The 14,226-nt window shown below is 67.6% G+C and carries 11 protein-coding genes and 1 riboswitch; of the genes, 9 read left to right on the top strand and 2 right to left on the bottom strand.

Annotation, left to right across the window (positions count from 1 at the left end):
• Positions 1-28 precede the first annotated feature (28 nt).
• A complete protein-coding gene (locus tag QW887_RS15720; RefSeq protein ID WP_315825829.1) occupies positions 29-1,744 on the top strand; it encodes a heparinase II/III family protein in 1,716 nt (571 codons plus the stop codon).
• A gap of 173 nt (positions 1,745-1,917) precedes the next feature.
• Positions 1,918-1,998: riboswitch (ZMP/ZTP riboswitch) on the top strand.
• Positions 1,999-2,021: 23 nt separating this feature from the next.
• Positions 2,022-3,614 carry a bifunctional phosphoribosylaminoimidazolecarboxamide formyltransferase/IMP cyclohydrolase gene (purH, locus tag QW887_RS15715; RefSeq protein ID WP_316194680.1) on the top strand — a complete coding sequence of 531 codons (1,593 nt, stop codon included), beginning with the start codon at positions 2,022-2,024 and terminating at the stop codon, positions 3,612-3,614.
• A 130-nt stretch (positions 3,615-3,744) separates the two neighbouring features.
• Here purH and QW887_RS15710 read toward each other — a convergent pair whose 3' ends face one another.
• The gene (locus QW887_RS15710) at positions 3,745-5,154 is read right to left on the bottom strand and encodes an MFS transporter (protein ID WP_316194679.1); all 1,410 of its coding nucleotides are present in this window, start codon (positions 5,152-5,154) and stop codon (positions 3,745-3,747) included.
• Between the two features lie 124 nt (positions 5,155-5,278).
• Here QW887_RS15710 and ggt point away from each other — a divergent pair, with 124 nt between their 5' ends.
• Positions 5,279-7,030 (top strand): gamma-glutamyltransferase, encoded by a 1,752-nt coding sequence (gene ggt, locus QW887_RS15705; protein WP_410051834.1) that lies wholly within the window; start codon positions 5,279-5,281, stop codon positions 7,028-7,030.
• A gap of 167 nt (positions 7,031-7,197) precedes the next feature.
• Complete coding sequence (locus QW887_RS15700; RefSeq protein WP_316169962.1) at positions 7,198-8,604, top strand: serine hydrolase; 1,407 nt, start codon at positions 7,198-7,200, stop codon at positions 8,602-8,604.
• A gap of 3 nt (positions 8,605-8,607) precedes the next feature.
• On the opposite strand, the gene QW887_RS15695 is transcribed toward QW887_RS15700, so the two are convergent.
• Positions 8,608-9,273: a glutathione S-transferase gene (locus tag QW887_RS15695; RefSeq protein ID WP_316169963.1), complete on the bottom strand. Its 666-nt coding sequence runs from the start codon at positions 9,271-9,273 to the stop codon at positions 8,608-8,610.
• 162 nt (positions 9,274-9,435) lie between these two features.
• On the opposite strand from QW887_RS15695, the gene QW887_RS15690 reads away from it, so the two are divergent.
• From QW887_RS15690 to panE, 5 genes are all read left to right on the top strand, one after another.
• Positions 9,436-10,008, top strand: coding sequence for a DUF2239 family protein (locus tag QW887_RS15690; protein ID WP_316194678.1), 573 nt, complete (start codon positions 9,436-9,438; stop codon positions 10,006-10,008).
• Positions 10,009-10,159: 151 nt separating this feature from the next.
• Positions 10,160-11,473, top strand: coding sequence for an MATE family efflux transporter (locus QW887_RS15685; protein ID WP_316170087.1), 1,314 nt, complete (start codon positions 10,160-10,162; stop codon positions 11,471-11,473).
• Between the two features lie 104 nt (positions 11,474-11,577).
• Entirely contained in the window at positions 11,578-12,186 is a 609-nt protein-coding gene (locus QW887_RS15680; protein WP_315715864.1) for a 2-hydroxychromene-2-carboxylate isomerase, read from the top strand.
• A gap of 103 nt (positions 12,187-12,289) precedes the next feature.
• A complete protein-coding gene (locus QW887_RS15675; RefSeq protein WP_315750583.1) occupies positions 12,290-13,027 on the top strand; it encodes an SDR family NAD(P)-dependent oxidoreductase in 738 nt (245 codons plus the stop codon).
• Positions 13,028-13,132: 105 nt separating this feature from the next.
• Complete coding sequence (gene panE / locus QW887_RS15670; protein ID WP_315715862.1) at positions 13,133-14,056, top strand: 2-dehydropantoate 2-reductase; 924 nt, start codon at positions 13,133-13,135, stop codon at positions 14,054-14,056.
• The last annotated feature ends 170 nt before the right edge of the window (positions 14,057-14,226 follow it).

Genomic DNA, 14,226 nt, shown 5'->3' with positions numbered 1-14,226 from the left:
TCAACGCAGACGCATATCGACGCTGGTGATGGGCCGCTTTGCGCGCAGCCTGATGTCCAACGTCAGCGGTGTATCGGTATCCGTGTCCGGGTTGTGGCCCGGTCGCGCCGACCGACTCATCATTGCGCCGCATGACCTGCGCACGTCGGACGCGACGCGGGCGGCCGAGATCTACGCCGGCCGCTTCGTCTTCGCCGGCAAGATCGTGACCTGCCATGGCCGCTCGATCTTCGACCTGGAGCCGCCGTCCGAGGACTGGGAGGTGGCCCTGCTCGGCTTCGGCTGGCTGCGACATCTGCGCGCAGCCGACACCGCGCTGACCCGCGCCAATGCCCGTGCTCTGGTCGACGACTGGATCACCAACCAGATCGGCCGCCATCCGCTGAGCCGGCGCGCCGACGTGCTGGCGCGGCGGGTGATCTCGCTGCTGTCGCAGGCGCCGCTGGTGCTGGCCGATTCCGACGGCAAGTTCTACCGCCGCTATCTGCGCGGGCTGACCCGCGAGATCCGCTATCTGCGCTATTCGACGATCGACATCCCGGATGGCGCGCCGCGGCTGCAGGTGCTGATCGCACTGTGTTACGCCGCGCTGTGCCTCGCCAACCAGGCCAAGCACATCCGCAGCGCGACCCGGAAACTCTCCGACGAATTGCAGCGGCAGATCCTGCCCGATGGCGGCCACGTCTCGCGCAACCCGGGCGCGCTGATCGAATTGCTGATCGACCTGCTGCCGCTGCGGCAGACGTTTGCGGCCCGCAACATCGCCCCGCCGCCGGCGCTGCTCAACGCCATCGACCGCATGATGCCGATGCTGCGCTTCTTCCGCCACGGCGACGGCAACATGGCGCTGTTCAATGGCATGGGCGGCACCCCGTCCGACCTGCTGGCGACCCTGCTCGCCTACGACGACACCCACGGCACGCCGATGGCGAGCATGCCGCATTCCGGTTTCCAGCGGCTCGACGCCGGACCGATGACGGTGATCGTCGATACCGGTCCGCCGCCGCCACCGCATCTGAGCCATGAGGCCCATGCCGGCTGCCTCGCCTTCGAGATGTCCTCCGGACCGTGCCGCATCGTGATCAATTGCGGCATGCCGTCGACCGGCCGCGATAATTGGCGCGCCTTTGCGCGCAGCACGGTGGCACATTCGACGCTGACCTACCACAACACCTCGTCCTGCACCTTCGTCGAGATGTCGGCGATGAAGCGCCTGCTGCACGGCGCGCCGATCGTATCGGGTCCGACGCGGGTCGAGAACTTCCGCGAGATCGTGCCCGACGGCACCGTGCTGTCGACCTCGCACAACGGCTACGCGGCGAAATTCGGCCTGATCCATCGTCGCGTGCTGGTGGCGGCCGAGGACGGCTCGCGGCTCGACGGCGAGGACACCGTGACGCCGGCGCAGGGCGCGCGGCTCCGCGGCGGCGGATCGGACTACGCGCTGCGCTTCCACCTGCACCCGGCCGTCAAGGCCAGCCGGCTCAGCGACGGCCGCGGCGCCATGCTGGTGCTACCCAATCGCGAGGTCTGGACGTTCGAGACGTTCGACGATCGCGTCGACCTCGAGGACAGCGTGTTTCTCGCCGGCAATGACGGTCCGCGCCGCACCACGCAACTGGTGATCCGGCAGGACGCGCAGCAGGCCCCGTCGATCCGCTGGAGCTTCGTCCGCTCGTCGACGTCCCCGACCGAGACCAACGGGCGCCGCAACGGGCGGAGAGAGCCTGAGCTGCCGCTGTAACACCCTGGCTCTCGCTTCTCAGATCATCTCACATCACCGTCCGTCGAGACGTCCGCCTTCGGCGGGCCCTCGGAACGCGGCCGACGTTCGGGCGGCTCATCGTGAGACGTGCGGCCAAGGTGATCGTTCGATCGGCCACCCGTTGTCGCGGGCGGCAAAAGCTGATATGAGGCCCGCTCTCGCGCGACTGGCGACTTTGGATGGAGCACCATCGGGGAGCGCGGGATTTGACGCCGTGCGCCTGGGCATTTTGAACTCCTGCACAAGGACTCTGCCCATGACCAATCAGCTTCGTCGCGTTCACCGTGCCCTGCTTTCCGTATCCGACAAGACCGGCCTGGTCGACTTCGCCCGCTCGCTCGCCGCGCGCGGCATCGAGCTGGTCTCGACCGGCGGCACCGCCAAGGCGATTGCCGATGCCGGCCTCAAGGTGAAGGACGTCTCCGACCTCACCGGCTTTCCCGAGATGATGGACGGCCGCGTCAAGACGCTGCATCCGAAGGTGCATGGCGGACTGCTCGCGATCCGCGGCAATGATGAGCATGCCGAGGCGATGAAGACCCACGGCATCGCGCCGATCGATCTGCTCGTCGTCAATCTCTACCCGTTCGAGGCCACGGTCGAACGCGGCGCCCCGTTCAACGACTGCATCGAGAACATCGACATCGGCGGCCCGGCGATGATCCGCGCGGCGTCGAAGAACCACGAGGACGTCGCCGTCGTCGTCGACGTCAACGACTATCACGCCGTGCTGGACGACCTGGCGCGGCATGAGGGTTCGACCACGCTGCTGCTGCGCCGCCGGCTTGCCGCCAAGGCCTATGCGCGCACCGCCGCCTATGATGCCGCGATCTCCAACTGGTTCGCCGCCACCATCCAGAACGACGCGCCCGATTACCGCGCCTTCGGTGGCAAGCTGATCCAGTCGCTGCGCTATGGCGAGAACCCGCACCAGCACGCCGCTTTCTACGCGCTGCCCGGCCGCCGTCCCGGCGTCGCCACCGCGCGCCAGCTGCAAGGCAAGGAGCTGTCCTACAACAACATCAACGACACCGACGCGGCCTATGAGTGCATCGCCGAGTTCGACCCGGCGCGCACCGCCGCCTGTGTCATCGTCAAGCACGCCAATCCCTGCGGTGTCGCCGAAGGGCCCGATCTCGTCACCGCCTACCAGAAGGCGCTGGCCTGTGACTCGACCTCGGCGTTCGGCGGGATCATCGCGATGAACCGCAAGCTCGATGCCGCCACGGCGCACGCGATCACCGGCATCTTCACCGAGGTGATCATCGCGCCCGACGCGACCGAGGAGGCGATCGCGGTGATCGCAGCGCGCAAGAACCTGCGGCTGCTGCTCGCCGGCGCCCTGCCCGATCCGCGCGAAGCCGGCCTCACCGCCAAGACCGTGGCCGGCGGCCTGCTGGTGCAGAGCCGCGACAATGCTGTCGTCGATGACATGGAGCTGAAGGTGGTGACCAAGCGCGCCCCCACCGAAGCCGAGCTGCGCGACCTGCGCTTCGCCTTCCGCGTCGCCAAGCATGTCAAGTCGAACACCATCGTCTACGCCAAGGAGTCGGCGACAGTCGGCATCGGCGCGGGACAGATGAGCCGGGTCGATTCGGCGCGCATCGCCGCGCGCAAGGCGCTGGATGCGGCCAGCGCGCTCAAGCTCGCCGAGCCGCTGACCAAGGGATCGGTGGTCGCCTCCGACGCGTTCTTCCCGTTCGCCGACGGCATGCTCGCCTGCATCGAGGCCGGCGCCACCGCGGTCATTCAGCCCGGCGGCTCCGTGAAGGACGACGAGGTCATCAAGGCGGCTGACGAGCACGGCATCGCCATGGTGCTGACCGGCGTGCGGCACTTCCGGCACTGATTGCGCCCACAATCTCCGCCGTCATTCCGGGATGCGCCGCAAGGCGCAGGCCCGGAATCCATAACCACGATCGTGAGTATGGATTCCGGGCTCGCCCTGCGGGCGCCCCGGAATGACGGCGGAGCAAGTTTCAGGCGCCCTGCCCCGCACGACCACCTGCATTCACCCGCGCCAGCAACACTAGCCCCACCGCAAAGAACAGCACCAGCACGGCCATGCCGGCCTTCTGACTCGCAGTGACCGCGGTGATGGTGCCGATCAGCAGCGGGCCGATGAACGACGTCACCTTGCCGGTGAGCGCGAACAGACCGAAATACTGCGCGACGCGCTCCTTCGGCACCATGCGGATCAGCAGCGAGCGCGAGGCCGCCTGCAGCGGCGCGCCGCAGGCGCCGATGACGCAGCCGAGCAAGAGATAGGCGCGCTCCGGCAGCGAGGCGAACAGCGGGCCGCCCGGCACGGCCGGCGTAACCGAAATGAACAGAACCGAATCACGGCTCACCATGAGAATCGCGATGATCGCGAGCAGCAGCAGCGTCATGCTGCCGGCGATCACGCGCTTCGGCCCGAGAAAGTCATCCAGCTTGCCGCCGAGCCAGCCGCCGAACGTGCCGGCGGCGGCGAGGATGATGCCGAAGGTGCCGATCTGGATCGTGTTCCAGCCGAACGTGCCGGCGGCATAGATGCCGCCGAAAGCGAACAGCGACACCAGCCCATCGGTGTAGATCATGTTGGCGAGGAGAAAGAGCGCAACGTCGCGCTGCTGCGGCAGGCTGCGCAGCGTCTGCTTCAGTTGACCAAGCCCCTCGCCCACGGCCGCGCGCAGCCGGTGCCGCGCCGGAAAGTCCGGTGTGAACAGGAACATCGGCAATACGAACACGATGAACCAGAGCCCGGTGAGCGGACCGGAGATGCGGTCGCCTTCATGGCTCACGGGATCGAGCCCGAACAGCGGCTTGAATCCAAACAGCGTGCGGCCGCTGTCGGGATTGGCGGCGAGAAAGCCGAGCACGATGACGAGCGAGAGGATGCCGCCGACATAGCCGGTGGCCCATCCGGTGCCGGACAGCCGGCCGATGCGTTCCGGCGGCACCAGGGTCGGCATCATCGCGTTGTTGAACACGGTGGCGAACTCGACACCGATGGTGGCGATCACATAGGCCGCGAGCAGCGGCGGGATCAGCTCGGGCGCGCCGGGACGCCCGATCCACATCAGCGAGGCGCCGATCACCAGCATCGCGCCGAACGCCGCGATCCACGGCTTGCGGCGCCCGGTGGCATCGGCGATGGCGCCGAACACCGGTGACAGCAGCGCGATGACGATGCCGGCCGCGGCGGTCGCAAAGCCCCACAGCGCCTGGCCGCTCGCCGCGTCCGGCGCGACATGCGCCGCGAAATAGGGCGCGAAGACGAAGGTCGTGATCAGCGTGAAGTAGGGCTGCGCCGCCCAATCGAAGAAGATCCAGCTGACGACGGCCGCGCGCCCGGGATAGATTCGGCCGTCGGCAGGACCAGAGGTCTCGATCGTGATGACGGCCATTCGAAAATCCTCTGCAATCACAGCGTCGCATCTCGCGACGATCACGGCGTTGCGTTTTACGCCGGCGACGCGGCCCTATAACATCTGACGATCCCAGGCGGATGTCAGCAACGGCAGAATTGCGATGACCACGTTCACGATTGATCGACGACGGCTCCTTGCGGGTTTCATGCTGTTGCTGGCCGGCTGCCTGCCCGCGCGGGCGCTGGATTCGCAAACCTTCGATATCCCGCAGCCCCCCGGTATCACCGCGCCGGCGCAGCCGCCCGCACATGGCATGGTGGTGGCGCAGGAGCGGATCGCGGCCGAAGTCGGCCAGCGCATCCTTGCGCTGGGCGGCAACGCGGTCGATGCCGCCGTTGCCACCGGCTTTGCGATGGCCGTCACCTATCCCGTTGCCGGCAACATCGGCGGCGGCGGCTTCATGGTCATCCACATCGCCAGGACCAACGAGGACGTGGCGATCGACTATCGCGAGACCGGTCCCGCCGCGATCACGCGCGACATCTTCCTCGGCGCCGATGGCAAGCCCGACAACGTCAAGTCGCGCGATTCGGCGCTGTCGATCGGCGTCCCCGGATCGGTGGCAGGTCTCGCGCTGGCGCTGGAGAAATACGGCTCGGGCAAGTTCACGCTGGCGCAGGTGCTGCATCCGGCGATCGTGCTGGCGCGCGACGGCATCCCCGTCGCCGACGACGTTGCCGTCACCCTGCCGATGATGGCGCCGCGGCTGGCAAAATGGAAATCATCGGCCGCGATCTTCATCCGTCCCGATGGCACGGTGCTGAGGGAAGGAGACCGGCTGATCCAGCGCGATCTGGCGGCGACGCTCACCGCCATTGCCGAGCAGGGCCCGCGCGGATTTTATGAAGGGCCGGTCGCCGACCAGCTCGCCAAGGCGATCCAGGATGCCGGCGGCATCATGACAGCGGACGATCTCAAGGCCTACCAGCCGGTGCTGCGCACGCCGGTGCGCGGCACCTATCGCGGCTATGACATCGTGTCGATGCCGCTGCCGTCCTCGGGCGGCACCGTGCTGGTCGAGATGCTGAACATCCTCGAGGGCTTTCCGCTCGCTGAGCTGAAGCAGGGCTCGCCCGCCTCGCTGCATCTGCTGATCGAGGCGATGAAGCGCGCCTATGCCGACCGCGCGCGCTATCTCGGCGACCCCGCCTTCGTCGACGCGCCGGTGCGCGCGATGCTGTCGAAGGACTATGCCGCGCGCCAGCGCGCCGGGATCGATCCCGCGCACGCCACCAGCGCCGGCGACGTGCTCAACACCACGCCGCTGCGGGAGGGCAGCAACACCACGCATTTTTCGGTCGTCGACAATGACGGAAATGCCGTCAGCAACACCTACACGCTGAACTTCCCCTATGGCGTCGGCCTCGTCGCCGAGGGCACCGGCGTGCTGCTCAACAACGAGCTCGACGATTTCACCGCCGCGCCCGGCGCCTCGAATGCCTTCGGCCTGGTCGGCTTCGAGGCCAATCTGCCAGGCCCCGGCAAGCGGCCGCTGTCGTCGATGTCGCCGACCATCGTGCTGAAGGACGGCAAGCCCGTGCTCGTCACCGGCTCGCCGGGCGGCAGCCGCATCATCTCGACCGTGCTGCAGGTGATCGTCAACGTGCTCGACTATCGGATAGACGTCCGCCAGGCCGTCACCGCGCCTCGCCTGCATCACCAATGGATGCCCGACGAGGTCCGAATCGAGAAGGGTTTTGCCGAGGACGTGCTCGCCGGTCTGCGCGCCCGAGGTCACAAGCTCGAGGAGCCGATGGGACGGACCTCGGCCAACTCCATCCTGGTGACGTCGGATGGATTCGTCGGCGCGCCGGATCCGCGCAGCAAGGGCTCCACCGCAGCCGGGCGCTGAGGCGCCGGTTCCCAGGCGATGTCGGACATCGCGGCCCCGGATGACGATTTGCCGCCGCCCGGCGGGGCCCTGCACGCGCTTCCCTCCGTTGGCGTGGTGACCGAGGCGCGTTAGAAGCATACCAGGGCGCAGCGAGGCTCGCCCGCGAGACGGTGTCGGACGTTCTGGTGCATTTGCGAAGATTCGTGGTCGGTCTGCTGGTGTTTGCGGCCCTGCTGGTGGCGGGGTGGCTCACCTATCGGCCTGACCGGGCGCTGCGCGTCGCGACCAGCGCGGTCGCCGAGATGATCTGCGCCAAGACCTACGTCTCCGGCTTCGATCCGCAAACGGTGTTTGCGGAGACCATGGAACGGCCCGGTCTGCGCCGGCTGCGGGCCGTGATGCGCTACCGGGTGGAGCCCGACATGCGCATGGTGGAGGCGTCGCTGCTCGGCCTGCACGCCACCCGGGCCACGTATCATGACGGTCTCGGTTGCGTGACGCTCCAGGGCCAGAAGCCGCCTTACGTGCCTCACACCGACGTCGCTGCGCTGCGTGCCGCGGCGCCCGCTCCCGCGTTGCCCGACTTGGCGGAAGGCGCTGCAGTGGAGCCCGGCGATCCCGCGCTGAAGGCGGCGCTCGATCACGCCTTCGAGGAGCCGGCCAACCCGCCGTTCCGCCGCACCAAGGCGGTCGTCGTTGTCAAGGACGGTCGCCTGATCGCGGAGCGCTATGCGCCGAACATCAGCGTCGATACGCCGCTCTTAGGCTTCTCGATGACCAAGACGGTCACCAATGCGCTGCTGGGCATCCTCACCCGGCAGGGCAGACTGAGCCCGTCGGTCCCGGCGCCGGTCGCGGAATGGCGCGAAGCCGGAGATCCGCGCCACGACATCACCATCGAGCAGCTGATGCGCATGACATCAGGCCTGGCGCTGGACGAGACCAATTCCGGCTTCGACCCGTCGAGCCAGATGGACATCCACCGCGACATGGCGGCGTTCGCGGTGCATGCGCCGCTGATCGCGCCGCCCGGCCAGCGCTGGGCCTATTCGAGCGCGAGCACCCAGATCCTGGCACGCATCATCCGCGATGCCGCCGGCGGTCCCGAGCAGGCGATCGAACTCGCGTGGCGCGAGCTGTTCCATCCGCTCGGCATGCGCAGCGCGACGCTGCAGTTCGACGGCACCGGCACGCTGCAAGGTTACGGCAACATGCTGGCGAGCGCGCGCGACTGGGCGAAGCTGGGGCTGCTCTATCTCGGTGACGGCGTCGCCGGGGACAAGCGCATCCTGCCCGAGGGCTGGGTGGCGATGTCGGCGACCGCAACGCTGGACACCGACTATGGCGCGGGACTGTGGACGAACCGCAGCCAGCATTTTCACGCGCTGGGACGGGCGCGCGCCGGCATCCCGGCCGACGCGTTCTTCGCCTTCGGCCTGCTCGGCCAGCGGCTCGTGATCATGCCGAGCCAGCGCATAGTGGTGGTCCGGCTCGGCGATTCCGTGGATCCAGACGGCGACATCAAAGGCGTCGCCCGGCTGGTGCGCGAGGTGATTGCGGCGACCGCGGCGCCGGCGACGGCCGCCAAATAGCGCTCAGCGGCCGACCTCGTAGGGCCCGCCCTTCTCCAGCGCGATCTTGTAGGCCGGCCGTGCCTCGATGCGGGCGAGGAAATCCATCGCCCGCGGATGGCCCTGCTCCAGGCCGCCGCGCGATGCCGCCGCCTGCAGCGGGAAGCTCATCTGGATGTCGGCCGCGGTGAACGAATCGCCCGCAAACCACTCGCTCTTCTGCAGCTCGCTTTCCCAGAACGCCATGTGCTGCTTCAACTGCGGATTGACCAGCGTGCTCAAGGCCTGGTTCGACACCTTGCGCACGATCGGGCGCAGCAGCGCCGGCGCGCGCTTCGGCATGATGTTGAACAGCAGCTTCAGCAGCAGCAGCGGCATCGCCGAGCCCTCGGCGTAGTGCAGCCAGTACGAATAGCGCAGCCGCTCCGGCGTCTTCGGCGGCGGGACCAGCCGTCCCTCGCCATAGGTCTCGATCAGATATTCGACGATCGCGCCGGACTCCGCGACCGTGTTGCCGTCGTCGGTGATGACGGGCGACTTGCCGAGCGGATGGATGGCGCGCAGCTCCTTGGGCGCGCGCATGTCCGGCTGGCGCTCGTAGCGAATGATCTCGTAGGGCACGCCGAGCTCCTCGAGCAGCCAGAGCACGCGTTGCGAGCGGGAATTGTTGAGGTGGTGAACGGTCAGCATGGGGTTCCCAGGGACGGATCGGGTGGCGGGCGCCGTTCCGTAGCAGGACAGGATGGGTTCGGCGAGGCGTCCTCGGCACTGGAGGCGGCCACAATAATTATCCGGGTAATATTGACTTTAATTTCACCCGGGTCTTATTAGGCGCATCACAGGGACCAAGCCATGGACACTTTCACCGCGTTTGCCGGCCAGACCCGGGTCGCCGCCGGGCCCCTGCCCAAGGTGGCGCTGGTGCTGAAACACGCCGCGCCGAACACCGAGCCGATCGTGATCTTCAACGACCGCACCGGGCAGCCGATCGACATCGATCTGCGCGGCAGCGACCGGGAGATCCTGGCGCGCCTGCCGGTCGACGCCGGCGCGGTCGCAGACCAGCCGACGAGCGGGCCGCGCGGCCGCGGCCGGCCGAAGCTCGGGGTCGTCGCCCGCGAGGTCACCTTGCTGCCGCAGCACTGGGACTGGCTGAACGCGCAGCCGGGCGGCGCCTCGGTGGCACTGCGTAAGCTGGTCCACGACGCCCGCCGCGTCAGCGGCGACACCGACCGCGCCCGCGAGGCGCGTGACGCGGCCTATCACTTCATGTCGGGGATCGGCAGCAACCTGCCGCAATTCGAGGAGGCCTCCCGGGCGCTGTTCGCCGGCGATCTCGGCCGCTTCGCCGCGCTGATCGCGAACTGGCCGGCCGACATCCGCGACCATGCGGTGGCGCTCGCGCATCGCCACAGGGCCGATTGAGATCGGCTGATTTCAACAGCCAGCGAGAGCGGCCGTTCGCGGCGGCTCTCATTCCAATTCCTCGCAACGCGACCGTACTCCGAATGAAGAGCGGTCGACGGAGAACCATGCCGTGTCGTCGCCAACCGCCTCGCTGCGCAAGCCGTTCCTGATGTTCGTCGTCCCGATGATGCTGAGCAACACCCTGCAATCGCTGTTTGGCACCATCAACAATGTCTATCTCGGCCAGATGATCGGCGTCGATGCGCTCGCCGCGGTCTCGGTGTTCTTCCCGGCGATGTTCTTCTTCGTCTCCTTCGTCATGGGCCTCGGCTCGGGCGCCGGCGTTCTGATCGGACAGGCCTGGGGCGCCGGCGAGCCCGCCAAGGTGAAGCAGGTCGCCGGCACGACGCTGACCATTGCGCTGCTGCTCGGCTGCCTGATCGCGGTGCTCGGCGGCCTGTTCAGCCGCGAATTGCTGACCGCGCTCGCCACGCCCGCCAACATCCTCGATGCGGCCGCGGGCTATGCCCGCATCATGATGATCACGATGCCGCTGACCTTCGCCTACATCCTGCTGTCGTCGCAGATGCGCGGCGTCGGCGACACCGTGACGCCGCTGGCCTCGCTCGCCGCATCGACGACGCTCGGGCTGGTGCTCACCCCGGTGTTCATCCGCGGCTGGCTCGGCGCGCCCGTCCTCGGCGTCGCCAGCGCCGCCTGGGCGTCGACGATCTCGACCCTGACCACGCTGGCCTGGCTCCACGTTCATCTGCGCCGGCGCAAGCATCCGCTGGCGATCGATGCGGCCTTCCTGCAGGGCATGCTGCCTGATCCGAAGCTGCTGCGGGCGGTGCTGCGGCTCGGCATCCCCGCCGCGATCGGCATGATCGTGATGTCCTTGGCCGAGATGGTGCTGATCGGCCTCGTCAACGGCTTCGGCTCGGACGCGACGGCGGCCTATGGCGCGGTCAACCAGGTGCTGGGCTATGTGCAGTTTCCGGCGCTGTCGATCGCGATCTCGGTCTCGATCTTCGGCGCCCAGGCGATCGGCCGCGGCCAGGCCGAGCAGATCGGCGACATCGTGCGGACGGGCATCGAGATGAACGTGGTGCTGACCGGCGGCCTGGTCGCGATCGGCTATCTGTTCTCACGGGTGCTGATGGGTTTCTTCATCACCGACCCTGCCGTCATCGAGGTGGCGCAGCATTCGCTGCATATCGTGCTGTGGAGCTCCGTGCTGTTCGGCATGTCCATCACGTTCTCGTCGGCGATGCGCGCCTCCGGGACGGTGTGGATGCCGCTGGCGATCTCGGCGTTTGCGATCGCCGCGATCGAGGTGCCCGCCGCCACCTGGCTCAGCCGCAGCATCGGGCTCGACGGCGTCTGGCTCGCCTATCCCATCACGTTCGCCGCGATGATGCTGCTGCAGATGAGCTATTATCTCCTGGTATGGCGCAAGCGGACGGTGCGCCGGATGATCTGACGCACCACCGGCGTCTTCCGGCCGCTGGAATATGATGACCGTCATAAAACCCTGGACGGGGCTGCTGCGCTGGACCACAATGCGAAAAACCGAGGAGACCGCCCATGAGCCGTCCAGCGCCAGAATTCATGTTCGACTTCGGCAGTCCCAACGCCTATCTGAGCCACGAGGCGATCCCGGCGATCGTGAAGCGGATCGGCGTCCAGTTCTACTATGTCCCGGTGCTGCTCGGCGGCATCTTCAAGGCGACCAACAACAAGTCGCCCGCCGAGTCGCTCGCCGGCATCAAGAACAAGCGTGAGTTCCACGAGGTCGAGACGCAGCGCTTCCTCAAGCGCTACCACGTGCAGCCCTGGGTCTGGAATCCGTACTTCCCGGTGAATACGCTGAACTTGATGCGCGCGGCCATCGCCGCCCAGCTCGAGGGCGTGTTCGAGGCCTATGTCGACGCGGCGTTCCACCACATGTGGCGCGAGCCGAAGAAGATGGACGATCCCGAGATCGCGATCGCCGCGATCACATCGTCCGGGCTCGACGGGGCCAGGCTGTTCGCCCGCGCCCAGGAGCCCGAGGTCAAGGCGAAGCTCGTGGAGAACACCCAGCGCGCCGTCGAGCGCGGCGCATTCGGTTCGCCGACCTTTTTCGTCGGCAACGAGATGTTCTTCGGCAAGGAACAGCTGCGCGACGTCGAGGACTACATCCTAGGCAGGTAATCGCCGTCATCGCGAGCGAAGCGATCCAGAGCCACGACGAAGGACTGGATGGCTTCGTCGCTTCGCTCCTCGCAATGACGCCTCGGGAGAACGGAGACCAAGCATGCAGCAGCGCAACGCCACCGTCGCGGTCGTCGGGGCCGGCGACTACATCGGCGCCGAGATCGTCAAGAAGTTCGCGTCCGAAGGCTTCACGGTGTTCGCCGGCCGCCGCAATGGCGACAAGCTCGCGCCGCTGGTCGCGGAGGTCGAGAGCGCCGGCGGGCGGATCGTGGCGCGCTCGCTCGATGCCCGCAAGGAGGACGAGACCACCGCCTTCCTCAACGACGCCGACAAGCATGCGCCGCTGGAGGTCGTGATCTTCAATGTCGGCGCCAACGTCAATTTCCCGATCCTGGAGACCACCGACCGCGTGTTCCGCAAGGTCTGGGAGATGGCGTGCTGGGCCGGCTTCGTCACCGGCCGCGAGGCCGCCCGGCTGATGCTGCCGCGCGGCGGCGGCAAGATCTTCTTCACCGGCGCGACCGCGTCGCTGCGCGGCGGCGCCGGCTTCGCGGCCTTCGCCTCCGCCAAGTTCGGCCTGCGCGCGGTGGCGCAGGCGATGGCGCGCGAACTGATGCCGCAGAACATCCATGTCGCTCATCTGATCATCGATTCCGGCGTCGACACCGCCTGGGTGCGCGAGCGCCGCGCCCAGCTCTGGGGCGAGGAGGCGCTGGACAATCCGGACCTGCTGATGCCGCCGTCCTCAGTTGCCGGCGCCTATTGGCAGCTCTACCAGCAGCCGAAGAGCGCCTGGACCTTCGAAATGGAGATCCGGCCGTTTGGCGAGAAGTGGTAGGGGCGATAGGGAGTGGCGAGTAGCGAATGGTGGCCATCCCTATTCGCCACTCGTCATTCGCCACGCGCTTCGTCATGATGCAGCCTTGCTAACGGAGAGACCCCCATGCGTATCCTCGTCGTCGGCGCCGGCGCCATCGGCGGCTATTTCGGCGGCCGGCTGCTGCAGTCCGGAGCCGATGTCACGTTCCTGGTCCGCCCGCGGCGCGCGGCTGAACTCGCCAGCGCCGGCCTCGTGATCCGCAGTCCGACCGGTGACGTCACGTTGCCCAATCCGCGGACGGTGCAGGCGGATGGTTTGAAGCAGCACTTCGACGTCGTCCTGCTGAGCTGCAAGGCCTTCGATCTCGACGACGCGATCGGCTCGTTTGCACCGGCGGTGGGACCTGACACCGCGATCATTCCGATGCTCAACGGCATGAAGCACCTCGACGTGCTCGACGCCAGGTTCGGGCGCGCGCGCGTGCTCGGCGGGCTCTGCGCCATCGCCGCGACATTGAACGAGCAGCGCGAGGTGGTGCAGCTGCAGCCGATGCAGTCGCTGAGCTTCGGCGAGCGCGACGGCGGATCGTCGGAGCGCGTCCGCGCGATCTTCGAGATCTTCCAGCGCGGCAATTTCAATGCGTCGGCCAGCGAGAACATCATGCAGGACATGTGGGAGAAGTGGGTGTTCCTGTCCTCGCTCGCCGCGTCGACCACCTTGATGCGCGGGCCGGTCGGCGTGATCCTGACCGCGCCGGGCGGCAAGGATTTCCTGCTCGGCATGCTCGACGAATGCAGCGCCACCGCTGCGGCCGCCGGCTACCCTCCGGCTGGCGCCTTCTTCCAGCGTGTCTCCGGCATGCTCACGGCGGAGGGATCACCGATGACCGCCTCGATGTTCCGCGATCTCCGCGCCGGCCTGCCGGTCGAGGCCGATCACGTCATCGGCGATCTCGTCGCCCGCGCCGATGCCGCCAAGGTCCCGGTGCCACGGCTGCGCATCGCCTATACCCAGCTCAAGGTCTATGAGGCACAGCGGGACAAGTAGCTCTTGGTGTCGCCTCGGTGTTCGCCGAACCGTTGGTCAGGCACGACGGCGCCACAGACTCCGATGTCGTCCCGGCCTCGCGCCGGGACCCATAGCCACCGCCCGTAGTGAAGCAGGTCACTCTCACCGACGTCCCTCGATAGCCTCCGCGGTATGGGTCCCGGCGCGAG

It is taken from the genome of Bradyrhizobium sp. SZCCHNRI3052 (assembly GCF_032484895.1).
GTDB lineage: Bacteria > Pseudomonadota > Alphaproteobacteria > Rhizobiales > Xanthobacteraceae > Bradyrhizobium.
Note: the sequence above shows the minus strand (reverse complement) of the source record. Positions and strands in the feature narration are given on the sequence as shown.